This window comes from Nocardia sp. CWNU-33 (assembly GCF_046764895.1).
Lineage (GTDB): Bacteria > Actinomycetota > Actinomycetes > Mycobacteriales > Mycobacteriaceae > Nocardia.
Genome location: NZ_JBKOQN010000008.1, coordinates 137,688 through 153,733 on the forward strand (window position 1 = coordinate 137,688; position 16,046 = coordinate 153,733).

The 16,046-nt window shown below is 65.8% G+C and carries 15 protein-coding genes; 5 read left to right on the top strand and 10 right to left on the bottom strand.

Annotation, left to right across the window (positions count from 1 at the left end; genetic code table 11):
- Positions 1–19: 19 nt before the first annotated feature.
- Together ACLMAL_RS13295 and bluB are read left to right on the top strand one after the other, a co-directional pair.
- A complete protein-coding gene (locus tag ACLMAL_RS13295; protein WP_411999349.1) occupies positions 20–1,267 on the top strand; it encodes a fatty acid desaturase family protein in 1,248 nt (415 codons plus the stop codon).
- A gap of 190 nt (positions 1,268–1,457) precedes the next feature.
- On the top strand, positions 1,458–2,078 hold the full coding sequence (bluB, locus tag ACLMAL_RS13300; RefSeq protein ID WP_411999476.1) for a 5,6-dimethylbenzimidazole synthase: 621 nt from the start codon (positions 1,458–1,460) through the stop codon (positions 2,076–2,078).
- 10 nt (positions 2,079–2,088) lie between these two features.
- On the opposite strand, the gene ACLMAL_RS13305 is transcribed toward bluB, so the two are convergent.
- Positions 2,089–3,381: an acetyl-CoA C-acyltransferase gene (locus ACLMAL_RS13305; protein WP_411999350.1), complete on the bottom strand. Its 1,293-nt coding sequence runs from the start codon at positions 3,379–3,381 to the stop codon at positions 2,089–2,091.
- 324 nt (positions 3,382–3,705) lie between these two features.
- Here ACLMAL_RS13305 and ACLMAL_RS13310 point away from each other — a divergent pair, with 324 nt between their 5' ends.
- Genes ACLMAL_RS13310 through ACLMAL_RS13320 form a run of 3 tightly spaced genes read left to right on the top strand, consistent with a single transcriptional unit; the run spans position 3,706 to position 5,421 of the window.
- Positions 3,706–4,410: a helix-turn-helix domain-containing protein gene (locus ACLMAL_RS13310; protein ID WP_411999351.1), complete on the top strand. Its 705-nt coding sequence runs from the start codon at positions 3,706–3,708 to the stop codon at positions 4,408–4,410.
- Between the two features lie 11 nt (positions 4,411–4,421).
- A complete protein-coding gene (locus tag ACLMAL_RS13315; RefSeq protein WP_411999352.1) occupies positions 4,422–4,853 on the top strand; it encodes a hypothetical protein in 432 nt (143 codons plus the stop codon).
- A gap of 58 nt (positions 4,854–4,911) precedes the next feature.
- The gene (locus tag ACLMAL_RS13320; protein WP_411999353.1) at positions 4,912–5,421 is read left to right on the top strand and encodes a hypothetical protein; all 510 of its coding nucleotides are present in this window, start codon (positions 4,912–4,914) and stop codon (positions 5,419–5,421) included.
- A gap of 71 nt (positions 5,422–5,492) precedes the next feature.
- Here the strand turns inward: ACLMAL_RS13320 and hpf are convergent, their stop codons facing one another.
- The 9 genes from hpf to ACLMAL_RS13365 form a co-directional block, all read right to left on the bottom strand.
- Positions 5,493–6,200, bottom strand: a complete 708-nt coding sequence (hpf, locus tag ACLMAL_RS13325; protein WP_411999477.1) for a ribosome hibernation-promoting factor, HPF/YfiA family — start codon at positions 6,198–6,200, stop codon at positions 5,493–5,495.
- Between the two features lie 231 nt (positions 6,201–6,431).
- The gene (locus ACLMAL_RS13330; protein ID WP_411999354.1) at positions 6,432–7,076 is read right to left on the bottom strand and encodes a ComF family protein; all 645 of its coding nucleotides are present in this window, start codon (positions 7,074–7,076) and stop codon (positions 6,432–6,434) included.
- Positions 7,077–7,290: 214 nt separating this feature from the next.
- On the bottom strand, positions 7,291–9,093 hold the full coding sequence (gene lpqB, locus ACLMAL_RS13335; protein ID WP_411999355.1) for an MtrAB system accessory lipoprotein LpqB: 1,803 nt from the start codon (positions 9,091–9,093) through the stop codon (positions 7,291–7,293).
- A 2-nt stretch (positions 9,094–9,095) separates the two neighbouring features.
- A complete protein-coding gene (mtrB, locus tag ACLMAL_RS13340) occupies positions 9,096–10,874 on the bottom strand; it encodes an MtrAB system histidine kinase MtrB (RefSeq protein ID WP_411999356.1) in 1,779 nt (592 codons plus the stop codon).
- A gap of 38 nt (positions 10,875–10,912) precedes the next feature.
- On the bottom strand, positions 10,913–11,590 hold the full coding sequence (mtrA, locus tag ACLMAL_RS13345) for an MtrAB system response regulator MtrA (protein ID WP_062984230.1): 678 nt from the start codon (positions 11,588–11,590) through the stop codon (positions 10,913–10,915).
- Positions 11,591–11,668: 78 nt separating this feature from the next.
- Positions 11,669–12,316, bottom strand: coding sequence for a dTMP kinase (locus ACLMAL_RS13350; RefSeq protein WP_411999357.1), 648 nt, complete (start codon positions 12,314–12,316; stop codon positions 11,669–11,671).
- 111 nt (positions 12,317–12,427) lie between these two features.
- A complete protein-coding gene (gene ahcY, locus ACLMAL_RS13355; protein WP_328405367.1) occupies positions 12,428–13,912 on the bottom strand; it encodes an adenosylhomocysteinase in 1,485 nt (494 codons plus the stop codon).
- A 136-nt stretch (positions 13,913–14,048) separates the two neighbouring features.
- Positions 14,049–15,152 carry an alkane 1-monooxygenase gene (locus ACLMAL_RS13360; protein WP_411999478.1) on the bottom strand — a complete coding sequence of 368 codons (1,104 nt, stop codon included), beginning with the start codon at positions 15,150–15,152 and terminating at the stop codon, positions 14,049–14,051.
- A gap of 246 nt (positions 15,153–15,398) precedes the next feature.
- A complete protein-coding gene (locus tag ACLMAL_RS13365; RefSeq protein WP_328405369.1) occupies positions 15,399–16,019 on the bottom strand; it encodes a TetR/AcrR family transcriptional regulator in 621 nt (206 codons plus the stop codon).
- Positions 16,020–16,046 lie beyond the last annotated feature (27 nt).

Consider the following 16,046-nt stretch of genomic DNA (forward strand, 5'->3'; position numbering starts at 1 on the left):
TTACGGTACTGTAACCGCCATGGCGATCTCGGATGTCAAGGAATACGCACACCTCACCGAAGCCGATGTAGAAGCGCTCGGCGCGGAGTTCGATGCGATCCGCCGTGATATCGAAGCCTCGCGCGGCGTGCGCGACGCGCAGTACATCCGCAACGTTATCCGGCTGCAGCGCGCCCTCGAGATCAGCGGCCGCGCCGTGCTGTTCGCCAGCTTCCTGCCGCCGGCCTGGCTGGCGGGCGTCGCCCTGCTCGGCACCGCCAAGATCATCGAGAACATGGAGATCGGGCACAACGTCATGCACGGCCAGTGGGACTGGATGAACGATCCCGAGGTCCACTCCAGCTCGTGGGAATGGGACAACACCGGGCCGTCCAAGCACTGGAAGCAGACGCACAACTACCTGCACCACAAGTACACCAACGTGCTCGGCATGGACGACGACATCGGCTACGGGCTGCTGCGCGTCACCCGCGACCAGCGCTGGAAGCCCTTCAATATCGGCAACCCCGTCTACAACCTGCTGCTACAGCTGTTCTTCGAATACGGTGTCGCGGTCCAGCATCTGGAGCTGGGCAAGGTGGGCCGGTACAAGGAGGGCTCACCCGAGCGGGCCGAGTTCGAGGTCAAGCGCCGCGAGGTGCTGTTGAAGATCGGCAAGCAGGTAGGCAAGGATTACCTCTTGTTCCCGCTGCTGACCGGCCCCGCGTTCCTCTCGACGCTGACCGCGAACATCGCCGCCAATATGGTCCGCAACGTCTGGACCAACGCGGTGATCTTCTGCGGACACTTTCCCGACGGCGCCGAGAAGTTCACCAAGGCCGACATCGATGGTGAATCCAAGGGCCAGTGGTACCTGCGCCAGATGCTGGGCAGCGCCAACATCTCCGGCGGCCCCGTCCTGCATTTCATGACCGGCAACCTCAGCCACCAGATCGAGCACCACCTCTTCCCCGACCTGCCGAGCAACCACTACGCCGACATCGCGGTGAAGGTGCGCGCCCTCGCCGAAAAATACGACCTGCCCTACACCACCGGCTCGCTGCCGGTGCAGTACTTCAAGTCCTGGCGCACCATCCTCAAGCTGGCGCTGCCCAACAAGTACCTGCGCGCCACCACCGACGATGCCCCCGAGACCGCCTCGGAACGCAAGTTCGAGGGTGACACCCACCCGACGATCGACCCGATCACCGGCAAGCGCCGCGGCCTGCGCACGGCGCTCACCGAGAGTCGTCGTCGTTTCACCCGCCGCGCCGTGTCCATCGGCTGATCAGCCGCCCACACCGTTTGCCTTCGTCTTTCCCGCCGCGGTCAACCCGCACGCGACTGCCTCGACCGCGGCGCTGATCGACCGATGCACCTCATATCCCCCGAGCAGCCGTCGACGAGGCACACAACCTATGTCCCGGGTGCAGGTGACGGTTCGCTGCTGGTTGACTGGCCTGGTGTGTGCTGATCATTTGAGCGTGTACGACGCCATCCGGTTGCGACGCGATGTGCGGGCGGAGTTCACCGGAGACGTCGTCGATGATGCGACGCTGTGGCAGATACTCGATGCCGCTCATCGGGCGCCGAGTGTCGGCCACTCACAGCCGTGGGACTTCGTGGTCGTGCAAGATCCGGTGACCCTGCGTAGGTTCGCCGACCACGTTGCGGACAAACGGATCGAATTCCGGGATGCGCTGCCGCCGGAGCGTGCGGCGACGTTCGAGCCGATCAAGATCGAGGGCATCACCGAGAGCGGCACCGGCATTGTGGTCACCTACGACCACAACCGCGGTGGCCCCCAGGTGCTCGGGCGGGCAACCGTCCCCGAAACCGGTGTCTACTCTGCGGTTCTGGCGATCCAGAACCTCTGGCTGGCCGCAACCACAGAGCAGATCGGGGTCGGCTGGGTGTCGTTCTACGATGCGGAATTCCTCACCGATCTTGTCGGCCTCCCGGACGGCATCCGTCCGGTCGCCTGGCTCTGCGTCGGCCCGGTCCACGAATTCCAGCGGGTTCCCGACCTGGAACGGTTCGGCTGGCGCACCGGACGTCCCCTGGCGGACGCAGTGCACCAGGAAACCTACCGGAACTGAGCGGCCGGGCTCAGACGCGCTCCAGTACCGCCGAGGCGCCGATGCCACCCGCGGCGCAGATGCCGAGGAGGGCGGCGCTCTTGCCGGTGCGGGCGAGCTCGTTGGCCATGGTGGTGACCATGCGGGCGCCGGTCGCGCCGAACGGATGGCCGAGCGAGACCGAGCCGCCGTGCACGTTGAGCTTGTCGATGTCGACCGCGCCGACCGCGGTGTCCCGGTCGAGCCTGGTCTTCGCCCATTCGTCGCTGTTCAGTGCGGCGAGCACCGACAGAGTCTGGGCGGCGAACGCCTCGTGTATATCGACGAAGTCGATGTCGCCCAAGGACATTCCGGCCTTGTCCAAAGCCCGTGGCATGGAGATGGCGGGGCCGATGAGCACCTGGTCGGTCGGATCGACGCTCACGTAGCTCCAGGAACGGAAGGCGGCAAGCGGCCGGTAGCCGAGTGCGTGCGCCTTCTCCTCGCTCATCAGCAGCACCGCGGAGGCGCCGTCGGTGAGCGGGCTGGCATTGCCTGCGGTGACGCTGCCGTCGGCGGCGAACACCGGCTTCAGGCGCGCCAGCTTCTCGATGCTGGTGTCCCCGCGCACCAACCCGTCACGCGCTACCTCGACGCCCTGCGGGGTGCGCACCCGCAGTACTTCGTCGTCGAAGCGTCCCGACTCGATGGCAGCGGCGGCGCGGTGGTGTGAGCGCGCGGCGAATTCGTCCTGGTCGGCGCGGCTGACACCGTGGATGCGGGCCATCTTCTCCGCCGACTCCCCCATCACCTCACCGGTGGTGCGCTCGGCGATCTTCGGCCTGCTCGGCAGCAGATCGGTGAATGGCGCGAGCTGCGCGATCGCGGACAGGAAATCCTTCGGCTTCGGATTGCCGAGGGCGAGCGGCGCGGCCGCGTGCACCACTTTTTGCGGCAGCTTCACCTCGGCATTGCTGGTGGAATCGCTGCCACCGGCGATCATGATGTCGTACTCGCCGCGCTCGATCGCCGCGGCCGCCGACGTCACCGCCTGCAATCCGGACGCACAGGCTCGCGTCACCGTGTACCCCTCGCACCCGGCGTCGAGCCCCAGATCCAGCGCGATCTCCCGAGCGATGTTCGGTGCAACGCTCGGCAGGATCACCCCGCCCCACACAATGGCCTGCACCTGCGCGCCCGGCAGCCCGGTCCGCTCGAGCAGGCCCCGCACCGCAGCATCCGCCAGTGCGATCGAGTCCATTCGCGTGTATTCGGCGAACGCCCGCACGAACGGCGTCCGGGCGCCGGAAACAATGACAGCACGGCGAGCAGCTTTGGTAGCCATGGGTTTTCCCTTCGAGAGCCTCGACTCTCTAACTTACTCCAAGGTAAGTTCCGGCGCCACGCCCCCGGCTCAGCGATCCCCTCCAGTGCCGCTGAGCCGGTTCGTCGCCGGTGAGCCGGCCTGCCGCGCGCCATTGCGCAACAGACCGGGCGCCAGTCCCGGCGAACGCCCCTGCTCGTTCCGGAACTGCCCAAAGCCGACACTTTGCAAGGCCGACGTCGTCCACTCGGCGCGAAGAAACAGTAGCAATTTTCTCATAGATTTTTCAAATGTTTTCTATCAACTTGTCTTTTTGGCTACGCTGGATCTACCATGAGGCCCACTATGCAGAGCCCTTCGGAGCTGTCGCGACAGAAGCGCTTCGGCCGAATCATCAAGGAGCGCCGGGATGAACTCGGCCTCACCCAGATGCAGATCGGTGATCTTGGAGGGCCCTCGGCGCCGACGATCAGGAAGATCGAAGACGGCGACGCAGCAATCAGCACACACACACTCAACAAACTCGACGCGCCCCTGCGCTGGCTGCCGGGCAGTGCCGCGCGCACCTACGCGGGCGGCGCCCCGGCCGCACACGACGTCGACGTACACGCGCCGAGATCCGACGAATCGATCGTGTCGGGACCCGATTCGATCCGTTTCGAAATCTCGGACCTGACCGGCCTGCTCGCGGCGGCCGGCCGACTCAACGACGCGGTCGAGCGCGGCCGAACGACCGAACCCCATGTGGTCTCGGCGATTTCGGACCTCAACGCTGTCGTCTCCCGATTATCGGCGCGCTATGCGACGGCAATGCTCGAACGCAACGGCGGGCCGGGCAGGCACCTGCATCCGCTCGTCGAGATGGCGTTTGCGCATCTGCTGGAGGTGCCCGCCGAGGCCGACGATCCGTCGGAGTTCGAAGAGCGCCGCTATCGCCGCTGGTTGGCAGGCCGAACCGAGGACGTGGACGCCACCACCGAGGCCCGGTTTCGGGCCCGCTGGCTGGCAGCCAACAATGGTCCGACACCGATCCGTAACGGCAGGCACTGAGGGTGAAGGACATGACCGACGACGCGGCGGCCCGAGCAAGTCTCGCGCTCAGCCAGAAGATCAACCGGCTGTTCGCAACCGTGCACCCACGCTCGGCTCCCGAACGCAGTACATCGTCGGTGGCCGAGCACGTCAGCGACCAACTGCGGCGCGAGGTGCGCGAGAGTGACATCGACAGATTGCGCCGCGGCGAATTCGACGAGGCGGCCGCCGCGGTCGATACCACCGTGCTCACCGCGATCGCCCAGTGCTTCGGCGTGAGCGCCGACTACCTCACCACGTCGGGGCTGGCCGCGGTTGCGATCGACCGGGAATTGGAGCTGCTCGCGACCATGCGCGACGCCAATGTCGCGAGCATCGCACTGCGCGGTTCCGACATCGATCCCGCCATGCTCACCGCCATCATCGAGAGCGCGGATCGACTCGGGCCACCGACTCGGTAACATCGTCTCCTACCGGGGCGGGAACCGTAGTGCCGCTGTAGGTAGGAGATCGCATCGAATGGCCGGTTTGGACAGCCGATTTCGGGAACTTTCCCGGACCGTCCCGATACCCCACCCGTGGGATCTGCCGACCTACCTGAACGCAGTCGCCGCCCATCGCGGCCGGACGATCACCCTGCTTCCCGTCGACACACCCATCCTCTCGGGCACCGGCTGCGGCACCGGCAGCGGCCTGTGGATCGCCAAGCACGACAGCGACGTCATCGCCTATGGCGCGGACACCACCGAATGGCATGCCGAGCACATCATCGTCCACGAACTCGGGCACATGCTGCTCGGACACGGCGCCGAACCGTCACGTCCCTCGACGCAGAACTACGCCGTGATCACCGATCTGCTCCCCTCGATCTCCCCGGAATCCATCGCACACGTCCTCGGTCGCAGCGATTACGAATCCACCCGCGAGCGCGACGCCGAAACCTTCGCCGACCTGGTCATGCTCCAGGCCATGCGCCCCCAACGCCGAGAATCCTTGCTACACAAGACGTTCTTCCGCGACAGACGGTGAACGACCGCGTGCATCGCAGTCTCCGGGCATCCAACTCGGTGCGCTGAATACCCGGAGAGGCGGGAGCGTGGTTAGTACGCGAGCCGGATGAGGCCGTAGTCGAAGGCGTGCCGACGGTAGACGACCGACGGTCGGTCGGTCTCTTTGTCCTGGAAGAGGAAGAAGTCGTGGCCGACGAGTTCCATCTGGTAGAGGGCGTCATCGACGGACATCGGAGTCGCGGCGTGGACCTTGGTGCGGACGATGTGACCGGGGCCGGCCTCGTAGTCCGTTGCCTCCGACGTTTCGGAAGCACGGCGGCCTTCACCCTCGGGGTGGTCGTGCGCCATAGTGCCGTTGGCGTGAACGAACAGGGAATCGTCGATCAGGTCCGCGGTGGCCTGGGCAACGGACACCGGGGTCTTATCGCCGTAGTGCACCCGGCGCCGATCCTTGGTCCGGCGCAACCGGCTCTCCAGCTTCGCAGTCACCGATTCGAATGCGGCATAGAAGCTGTCCGCGCAGGCCTCCGCCCGGACGATCGGCCCCTTGCCGCGTGCGGTGATCTCGACTCGCTGGCAGCTCTTGCGCTGTCGACGATTTCGTTCATGGAAGAGCTCGACGTCGAAGAGGAAGATCGACGGATCGAAACGTTCGAGTCGGGAGAGTTTCTCCGCGACGTAGATTCGGAAGTGATCAGGTACCTCGACGTTGCGACCTTTCACCACGACGTCCGCGCTAGGTGTCCTAGGACGGTCCGCTGGGGGTTGCTCTGTCTGATCCTGGGTGCCGGAATCCAGCACCAAAGAATCGGCATCTTTCACTGAAGGTCGTGAAGAAGTCGTCACGCGTACCTCCCGGATATGGCCGCACAAACCGATGCACGTGCGGCGGGATGAGCCGTGCCGATTGACAATCTCTCGGCACATTGATGTCCGAGGCGCCACCTCCAAACTGCCGGTTCGGGTGTGTGACCGCGACGGTAGTACGACATCGGGCGGTCCGCCAGTGTTCACGCAAATTTCCCGGAGTCAAGCAGCACACGTCACCACCACGGCACGTACCGGCACCCCGATTCCGGCTAACACCCGGACCGATTCGGAGGCGGTGGCTCCGGTCGTCAGCACGTCGTCGACCAGCACTACCTCGACATTCTCCGGCATCACCGCCCCACCGCAGCGACTGCGCGCCACCACGATTCGGCCCCGGAGATTGTGCCGCCGCTGCGCGGCTGTCAAGCCCACCGAATCCCGCACACCCCACCACACCCGCAACATCGGTACCACCCGGCAATCGGGCAGCCACCTCGCCGCCGCATGGGTCGTATGCACCACGGGATCCCCGCCCCGGCGGCGCGCGGCCACCCTTCTGCTCGGCGCCGGAATCAACACCAGCGGCCGGCCCTCGGCCCGCAATAGCGCTAACGCAGTCGACAGTGCCATGCCGAGCGGCTCCGCCAGATCGCGGCGCCCGTGCTCCTTGGCCGAGAGTACCGCCCGCCGCCCAGGACCCGCATACTTCGTGAGCGCCCAGCACGGCACCCCGGGCTCGGTACGCGGCCGCACCCGCACCGGCCCGTGTGTCAGCACCGCCGCACAATCGGCGCACCAGCCGACCCCGGCCGCCCCGCATCCGGCACAGGCCGACGGCAGCACGAGATCCAGCAGTGTCCGCATCGCCCGAGTGTGCGCGCACCCACCGACAAGTTCGATCGACCGACCTCGCGACGTAATCCGAGCGCTGCCACTGAGATGGTAAGTCGGCTTGGTGACCGATTCCGTTCCAGCACAACCATTACGCCGCTACGCGGGTGGGTCCGAAGCATTCAACGGGTCACCGATTGCCGGTAGCGCTCGAGCGCACCCGCGGGCGATCGGACAACCACGACGATCAGCCGGGCAGGACCGGAATGGCATTCGCGCCGAGACCGGGCACCTCACGCCAGTAGGGCTCGCCACCGCCTGGGTTGCTGGTCAGCTCCAGTACCGCACGCAAATCCGCGACGTACTGGTGTTCCGGTGAGGCGCTCACCAGCCGCACCGGCGGGGTCAGATTCTGGCTTGTCTGCGGGAGCGGTTGGGAACCGTCCACGGACACAGAACTCACCGGGTCGACATCGCCCGCGCGGGCGATGAGCAGGGTGTCGGCACCGAGCCAGTCCACCGAGACGGCGGCCGTGCTCAGTCCGACGGCCAGCGGAAGCGGTGAGGTCAGGGCGTACTTGCCGTTCGGCTGTGGGACGATGACCGCGACATAAACCTTGCCGTCGGCGATCAGCGCAGCACGCACCCCGGTTCGGGAAACCCGTAGTTCGGTTATCGGCAGCCGGAATGTCAGGCTGGGAATCGCCGAGGTCAGCGCCGAGATGTCGACATCCTGCACCGAGACGGTTCCGGTGGTCCGGTCGTTGACCGCGCGGATCACCCGTTCGCCGTCTATGACCACCCATGCGGCACTGCCGTCGGCATTCCAGGATGGCCTGGAGATGGTCGTGCCCTCGGCGACGGGGAACGCATTGCCGCCGTAGCTGCCGACCATCAGCGTGCGCGGCGGTTCGGGGGGCGGCCGACCGGCATCGGCGACGGCAGCGACCAGTTGGCCATCCGGTGACAGACCCACCGACTGCAGGTTGTTCACAGCACCGAAGTAACCGGGCGGGGTGACCATTCCGTCCGCAGTGACCTGCACGAGGGATCCGTTGCGCAGGGCGTGCAATCCGATTCGATTCTTCGTGTGTGCCGCCACGCTGAGATGGTCGACGTCGGCGACCGACCAGTCTGCGAATCGATCGTCCAGCGGTTTGCCGTCTGCAAACAGCATGTACGGGCCGAGGATGTCGGCGCCTGCCAGCGTGAGGACCACCTGCCCGGCAAGCAGCTCTCGGTCGCGTGGCGACAGATTGGTGGCGCCTGCGAAGTCGATGCGCACCCCGCCGAGCCCGACACCGACTTCACCGGGATCGCTGCCCGCCTTGGTGATCGGACCGCGCAGCGTGACCGGCGGCGCCAGCTCGTTGCGCACCACGGTCGCCAGTGCGGGCTGGCTGCCCTCGGTGAGCAGGGTCATCAGTCGTTGGGTCAATTGATTCTTGGCAACCGAGATCCACCGCAGATCGGGGACCACGGTGGTGCCGGAGGGGTCGATGAAATACAGCACGTAACGCCGGTAGGACTTGGCGAACGCGGAGTGGTCCATGATCACGCCGTCCGGCACCTGGTCGATGCGCCACTCACCGTCGACCTTCGACATTTCGATCTTGTTTTCCAGCGGTAAGTCGTTTGCCCGATAGGCGCCGTCCGGCGCCAGCTCACCGACCTTGTGCGTTCGGATCACATAGGTCGCCTTGTCTCCGACACGCGATTCACGCAGCGTGTCCGTCTTCTCGACGATCGTCGTGCTCGCCGTGTCGTCCCATTGCGCCGACGCCGACGGCGTCATGTACTGCCGAGCGGCCAGGTGCCGGTTGGTCGGATCCGCGGTGGCCTGCAGGAAATCACGCAGCAGCAGGTCGGGATCGCGTCCCGCGATGGGCGGCGGCGGACCGTCGTTGGTCGGCTCCCTGTTGATGGTGCCGAGCGCCTGTGGCGCCGAGGACTCCGGCAGACTCGCACATCCGGTCAGCATCAGCAACGCCGCGATGGCGGCCGCACCGAGCGCGGACCGCCGGTGCGACATCGGATACCAGGCACGCATCCTCATGACTGTAGGTCTCCCGGTTCGGTGGCTTCGGCGTCGGCGGCGGCACTCTGGTCGGTCTGCGGTCCCGTGCCGTTCGTCACCTCGGCCCGCTCGACCGGTTCCGGCTCCGCCACCACCGCGGTCCGCTCGGCCTCGCCATTGCTCGCGGGCGCGGCTTCGACCGCACGCAGCTGTGCGTGCTTGCGCAACACGGGCTCGAGCGGCAGCGGGCTGGCACCGAGCTTCTTGCCGCGCACCAGCGGCAGCGTAAGCCGGAAGCAGGCGCCAACTCCTACCTCGCCCCACGCCTCCAGCTTGCCCTCGTGCAGGTTCGCGTCCTCGACGCTGATCGACAGCCCGAGTCCGGTGCCACCGGAACGACGCATCCGCGACGGATCCGAGCGCCAGAATCGGTTGAAGACGAGCTTCTCCTCGCCAGGTCGCAGGCCGATGCCCTGATCGCGGACGATCACCGCGACCGCGTTGGCATCGAGATCGCCGCGCATCCGGATGAGCACCGGCTTGCCCTCACTGTGGTCGATCGCGTTGGCGAGCAGATTGCGCAGCACCCGCTCGACCCGGCGCGGATCGACCTCGGCGACCAACGGATCCTCCGGCAAATCGATCACGACCTCGACGCCGGCCTCCTTGGCCAAATGCCGGACGGTCGAGATCGCGGCCCGCGCGCACATCCGCACGTCGAGGGATTCGACCTGGAGTTCGGCGACGCCCGCGTCGTGACGGCTGATCTCGAGCAGATCGTTCAACAGGCCCTCGAAGCGGTCCAGCTCGGTGACAAGCAGTTCGGCGCTTCGGGCGAGTGCGGCGTCGAGATCGTCGCTGCTGCCGTGGATCAGATCTGCGGCCATGCGCACGGTGGTCAGCGGGGTCCGCAGCTCGTGGCTGACATCGGAGGTGAAGCGACGTTGGAGATTGCCGAACTCCTCCAGCTGGGTGATCTGGTTGGACAGGCTCTCGGCCATCTCGTTGAAGGCCTGGGCCAGGCGCGCCATGTCGTCTTCGCCGCGCACCAGCATGCGCTCCTTGAGCCTGCCGTCAGCGAAACGGCCCGCGATCCGCGCGGCCGAACGGATCGGCAGCACCACCTGACGGGTGACTAGCGCGGTGATAGCGGCGAGTAGAACCAGCAGCACAATGCCGCCGATCAGCATGGTGCCGCGCATCAGCGACAGACTGCGTTCTTCGTTCGCCAGCGGGAAGATCAGATAGATCTGCAGTGTCGGGATCTCGGCGCTCGGGCTGCCGATGATCAGCGCACGGCCACGGTAGCCATCGGGGTCGGAGACCGTGGCGAACTGATAGCTGACCTGGTTGCGCTCGACATAGCGGCGCAACTCCTCCGGTACCTCCTGGATCGGGCCGGTCGAGATCTGCTGCAGCGGCGTGCCGCCGACGATGCTCAGCGCCGAGTCGAAACTGCCTGCCGCACCGCTGGACTGGCCGGTGCCGCCGCGGTTGGACAGCGCGTTGCGCGCGTCGGCGAGGCGCTGCTGCTGGGTGCCGATGTCGTGCACGCCCGCGAGCTGGTTCTCCACCGTGTTACGGGCGCGATCCATCTCCTCGACCGCCGCGTTGATCTTGGCGTCGAGTAATCGATCGGTGATCTGACTGGTCAGCACCACGCCGAGGATCGTGATGACGATCAGCGACAAGGTGAGCGTGGAGACGATGACGCGCAATTGCAGCGAACGACGCCACACATGGCCGAGCGCGGTGCCGACTTCCTTGAACCAGGCGATCACCGGTGCGAGCGATCGTTCGAGACGGTGGGCCACCCCTTCCCCATCGTTCGAACGATCGGCATCGCCTTCGATCACGGGGGTCCGGCCTTGTAACCGACGCCGCGGACGGTGAGCACGATCTCCGGGTTCTCCGGATCTTTCTCGACCTTCGCGCGCAGTCGCTGCACGTGCACGTTCACCAGGCGGGTGTCGGCGGCATGCCGGTAGCCCCAGACCTGCTCGAGCAGCACCTCTCGGGTGAACACCTGGCGGGGCTTGCGGGCGAGCGCGACAAGCAGATCGAACTCCAGCGGAGTCAGCGAGATCTGCGCACCGCCGCGCGTCACCTTGTGGGCGGGCACGTCGATGACGATGTCGGCGATCGACAGCAGCTCGGCGGGCTCCTCCTCGGTGCGGCGCAGGCGGGCACGCACCCTGGCAACAAGCTCCTTGGGCTTGAACGGCTTGACGATGTAATCGTCGGCACCGGACTCCAGACCGAGCACGACGTCGACCGTGTCGGTCTTCGCCGTGAGCATCACGATCGGAACTCCGGAGTCGGCCCGCAGCACACGGCATACATCGATGCCGTTCATGCCGGGCAGCATCAGGTCCAGCAACACAAGATCGGGGCGGATCTCCCGAACCGCCGCCAGCGCCTGCGTACCGTCACCGACCACATGCGGGTCGAACCCTTCCCCGCGCAAGACGATCGTGAGCATCTCAGCGAGCGCCATATCGTCGTCGACGACCAGAATCTTGGGCTTCATAATTACTATGGTGTCATCTCTCCGGCTCGGATCGGGCCGCCACGCCAACACTCGTGGGATCCCGCGGCACATCCAACCTTATCGGCCTGCAATTTCGGCTAGTCGCGAGGCCAATGAGGCCGGATCGTCATCGGATCGGTATATCCACCACCGGCCGTGCCAGTCCCGTTCGGCCAGCTCGCGGTACACCTCGAGGGTGCGCTGCTGCAGTCCGCCGTCGCGTTCGTAGGCGTCGAGAGCGCGGCTGTCGTCGAGTTCGCCTCGGCTGCGGGCACGCTCGGCCGCCACTTCCGTCGAGACCTCCAGCAGCACTTGCAGCGTCGGCTCGGGCATGCCGAACCTGCCGAATTCCAATTCGGCTGTCCAGCGCGCGATCTCACCGTCCATGGATTGGTGCAGCCGGGCCGCGTTGTATGCCGCGTTGGAGGCCACGTAGCGGTCCAGGATCACGATGTCATTGTCCGCCAGGAGTTTCGACAACTCGTCACGGGCATCGGCCCGATCGAGCGCGAACAGCAAAGCCATCGCATACACCGACGCCGCGAGATCACCGTGCTTGCCGTGCAGCGCCTCGGCGGCCAGGTCCGCATGCACCGAACGCCCGTAGCGTGGGAAGGCCAGCGTGGCCGTCCGCAGTCCACGCGCGGCGAGCATCGCGACGACGGCGTCGGTCAGCGTGCGTTTGCCCGCACCGTCGAGGCCTTCCACCGCAATCAACACGCCCATGGTCAGGAGGCTACATGCGCCGTGTTCGGCACCGAACGACAGTGTCCCGCCGACCGCAGGGGCCGGCGGGACACATGTTCTTCACCGCGCGTACTCGGTGCCGACGAGGCGTCAGTACCGATAGTGCTCCGGCTTGTACGGGCCTTCGACGTCGACGCCGATGTACTCGGCCTGATCCTTGGTGAGCTTGGTCAGCGTGCCGCCGAGCGCCTCGACGTGGATCTTGGCGACCTTCTCATCCAGGTGCTTGGGCAGCCGGTAGACCTCGTTGTCGTACTCGTCCGGCTTGGTCCACAGTTCGATCTGCGCGATCACCTGGTTGGAGAAGCTGTTGGACATGACGAACGAGGGGTGGCCGGTGGCGTTGCCCAGGTTCAGCAGGCGGCCCTCCGACAGCACGATGATCGCCTTGCCGGACTCCTTGAACGTCCACAGGTCGACCTGCGGCTTGATGTTCAAACGCGTTGCGCCGGAACGCTCCAGCGCCGCCATGTCGATCTCGTTGTCGAAGTGACCGATATTGCCGAGGATGGCCTGGTCCTTCATCGCCTTCATGTGATCGAGGGTGATGATGTCCTTGTTGCCGGTCGAGGTGATGACGATGTCGGCGTTGCCGATCGCCTGCTCGACGGTGACGACGTCGTAGCCGTCCATCAGCGCCTGCAGCGCGTTGATCGGATCGATCTCGGTGACCTGCACCCGAGCGCCCTGTCCGGCAAGCGATTCTGCGCAGCCCTTGCCGACATCGCCGTAGCCGCAGATCAAAACCTTCTTGCCGCCGATGAGCACATCGGTGCCGCGGTTGATGCCGTCGATCAGCGAGTGCCGGGTGCCGTACTTGTTGTCGAACTTCGACTTGGTGACCGAGTCGTTGACATTGATGGCCGGGAACACCAGCTCACCTGCGGCGGCGAACTGGTAGAGCCGCAGCACGCCGGTGGTGGTCTCCTCGGTGACACCCTGCACCGAGTCGGCGATTTTGCCCCACTTGGTCTTGTCGGTCTCGAAGCGCTCGCGCAGCAGGTTCAGGAAGACCGTGTACTCGGCCGAGTGGTCCTCGTCCGCGGGCGGCACCACGCCGGCCTTCTCGAACTGCGCACCGCGCAGCACGAGCATGGTGGCGTCGCCACCGTCGTCGAGGATCATGTTGGCGGGCTCACCCGGCCAGGTGAGCATCTGCTCGGCGGCCCACCAGTACTCCTCCAGTGTTTCGCCCTTCCAGGCGAAGACCGGCGTGCCCTTGGGCTCCTCGACGGTGCCGTTCGGACCGACGACGATGGCCGCGGCGGCATGGTCCTGGGTGGAGAAGATGTTGCAGGAGGCCCAGCGCACCTCGGCGCCGAGACTCACGAGGGTTTCGATCAGCACTGCGGTCTGGATCGTCATGTGCAGCGAACCGGAGATCCGCGCACCCTTCAGCGGCAGCACCTCCGCGTATTCGCGGCGCAGCGCCATCAGGCCGGGCATTTCGTGCTCGGCGAGGAGGATTTCCTTGCGGCCGAACTCGGCCAGCGACAGGTCGGCCACCTTGTAATCGATGCCGTTGCGGACATCGGCGGTCAGGGACGTGCGTGCGGGAAGTTCTGAGGTCGTCATCTGCCTCTATCAGCCTCTCCTGGTTCGTCAGTACCGAGGCAAGGCTAGTCGCTGAATCAGCCCCTGGACTATGCGGCTGCCTCGCCTTCGCTCCCCACTGCGCGGGCGAAGGTCGGACTTCGTCCGGCAGCGTCCATTATGCGGTCACCCCGTAGGACGACAGAATACGGCGGCGCTTGCGTGGCTGAATGTTCGCCAGGGTGATGTCACCGTCGTAGTGGGCGAGCACCCGGTGATCCATCACAGCGCGCCACAGCGGCGGAATCGTCGCGAACACGATCATCGTGGCGTATCCGGCAGGCAATTGCGGCGCCTGCACCGAGCTACGCAAGGTCTGGTAGCGACGGCCGGGATTGGCGTGATGGTCGCTGTGGCGTTGCAGATGGAACAGGAAAATGTTGGTGACGAGCCGGTCGCTGTTCCAGCTGTCGCGCGGGGAGCATCGCGCGTAGAGCCCGTTGGGCCTGCGCCCGCGCAGCAGCCCGTAGTGCTCGACGTAGTTCACCGTCTCCAACAGGGCGATTCCGATCACGGCCTGCAGCAGCAGCCAGGGCAGCGCCCGCCAGCCGAACAGGCCGAGCAGCAGACCGAACAGCGCAAGGCTCATCGACCACGCCTGCAGGATGTGGTTGTGCACGCTCCACCAGCGGTGGCCCTTGCGCGTCAAGCGCTCGCGTTCCAGTGCGATCGCCGAACGGAACCCGCCGGAAACGGTGCGCGGCAAGAACTCCCAGAGCGACTCGCCCATTCTGGCGCTGGCCGGATCCTCCGGAGTCGCCACCCTGGCGTGATGTCCACGGTTGTGCTCGACGAAGAAATGGCCGTAGCCCGACTGGGCCAGCGCGATCTTGGCGAGCCAGCGCTCCAGGTGCTCGACCCGATGCCCGAGTTCGTGCGCCGCGTTGATGCCGATGCCGCTGACGAATCCCAAAGTGGCCGCGAGCCCGAGCTTGTCGACGAAGCTGAGCTGGTCACCCGCCCACATGTAGCTGGCGATGCCGAGTCCGATCAGCTGGATCGGCAGGAATAGGTAAGTGCACCAACGGTAGTAGCGATCGTTGGACAGCAGCTCGTAGTCCTCGTCGCGCGGGTTGTTGCCGTCGTCGCCGATCACCCAGTCCAATACCGGAATGACGATCAGCACGATGATCGGGCCCACCCACCAGAAAGCGACGACGCCGGTGTGCAAGACCAGTTGTGATGGCAACAGTGCGCTGGACGGAGCGATCAAGCCCAGAATCCACAGATGGCGTTTGGGGTCTGGCGACCCCGTCGGTTTGCCAACCGAATGCACGTTTGACCACCTAAGTAAGTACCCCAACTCGGACGCTTGACAATACATACAGACTTATCGAACCTTCCACACCGGGAAGGCATCGAAAGATGTTGGCAGTTACATGCCTAACAGTCGGTTTCTAAGGGCATTGCCAGGCGAGATCAGCCACCGCACCTTTCCGGCAAACCGCCGTCGGTTCCCGCGGCTGCGCTAACTCCGCTCGCGTGCCGCCAGAATTGCCTCGACGTACGGACTCAGCAAATCACTCAGATCGGCGGGCGCATTCCGCCCCGGCGCGGGCGGTGTCGGGATGTAGCTCAGGGCGATGCGCACCAGCGCGTGTGCCAGAACCGTCGACTCCGCCGCCGTCGCGGCCACCCAGCTGTGCTGGAACGCGACAGCGAGCCGTTCGGTGGCATGCTCGAGCAACGGTCCGGCGTCGAGGGTGATGAGTCGCAACAGGTCCAGCTTCACCTCGCCTGCGAGCAGTGACTGCACCAGCGGATCGGCGGCGGCTTCGAGGAAGAAGCCCCCGAGCCCCTCACGGAAAGCGGACCTGACATCACCGACATTGCCGTCGATCGCCGAACGGACGTGATCGACCAGATCGTCGGCCAGGCGCAGCGCGTAGGACTGTGCGAGACCCGACCGCGATCCGAATTCGTTGTACAGGGTCTGCCTGCTCACCCCGGCCCGTGCCGCCACATCGCCGAGGGTGATCTTCGACCAGTCCCGTTCGGTGAGCAGTTCCCGCATCGCGTCCAGAACCGATGTGCGCAGGAGTTCCCGCGCCGCCTCCTGATACGGAACCCTCGGTCCTGTGCGCGGCATACCCGCGACATTGTCACGGCGATATGC

What these genes read in the sequence shown, in the direction of transcription:
- mtrA (WP_062984230.1), bottom strand. Translation starts at nt 11,590, where the DNA reads ATGAAGCCCAAGATTCTGGTCGTCGACGACGATATGGCGCTCGCTGAG.
- ACLMAL_RS13310 (WP_411999351.1), top strand. Translation starts at nt 3,706, where the DNA reads ATGCAGAGCCCTTCGGAGCTGTCGCGACAGAAGCGCTTCGGCCGAATC.
- ACLMAL_RS13295 (WP_411999349.1), top strand. Translation starts at nt 20, where the DNA reads ATGGCGATCTCGGATGTCAAGGAATACGCACACCTCACCGAAGCCGAT.
- ahcY (WP_328405367.1), bottom strand. Translation starts at nt 13,912, where the DNA reads ATGACGACCTCAGAACTTCCCGCACGCACGTCCCTGACCGCCGATGTC.
- lpqB (WP_411999355.1), bottom strand. Translation starts at nt 9,093, where the DNA reads ATGCGTGCCTGGTATCCGATGTCGCACCGGCGGTCCGCGCTCGGTGCG.
- ACLMAL_RS13330 (WP_411999354.1), bottom strand. Translation starts at nt 7,076, where the DNA reads ATGCGGACACTGCTGGATCTCGTGCTGCCGTCGGCCTGTGCCGGATGC.
- ACLMAL_RS13365 (WP_328405369.1), bottom strand. Translation starts at nt 16,019, where the DNA reads ATGCCGCGCACAGGACCGAGGGTTCCGTATCAGGAGGCGGCGCGGGAA.
- ACLMAL_RS13320 (WP_411999353.1), top strand. Translation starts at nt 4,912, where the DNA reads ATGGCCGGTTTGGACAGCCGATTTCGGGAACTTTCCCGGACCGTCCCG.
- ACLMAL_RS13305 (WP_411999350.1), bottom strand. Translation starts at nt 3,381, where the DNA reads ATGGCTACCAAAGCTGCTCGCCGTGCTGTCATTGTTTCCGGCGCCCGG.
- ACLMAL_RS13350 (WP_411999357.1), bottom strand. Translation starts at nt 12,316, where the DNA reads ATGGGCGTGTTGATTGCGGTGGAAGGCCTCGACGGTGCGGGCAAACGC.
- ACLMAL_RS13315 (WP_411999352.1), top strand. Translation starts at nt 4,422, where the DNA reads ATGACCGACGACGCGGCGGCCCGAGCAAGTCTCGCGCTCAGCCAGAAG.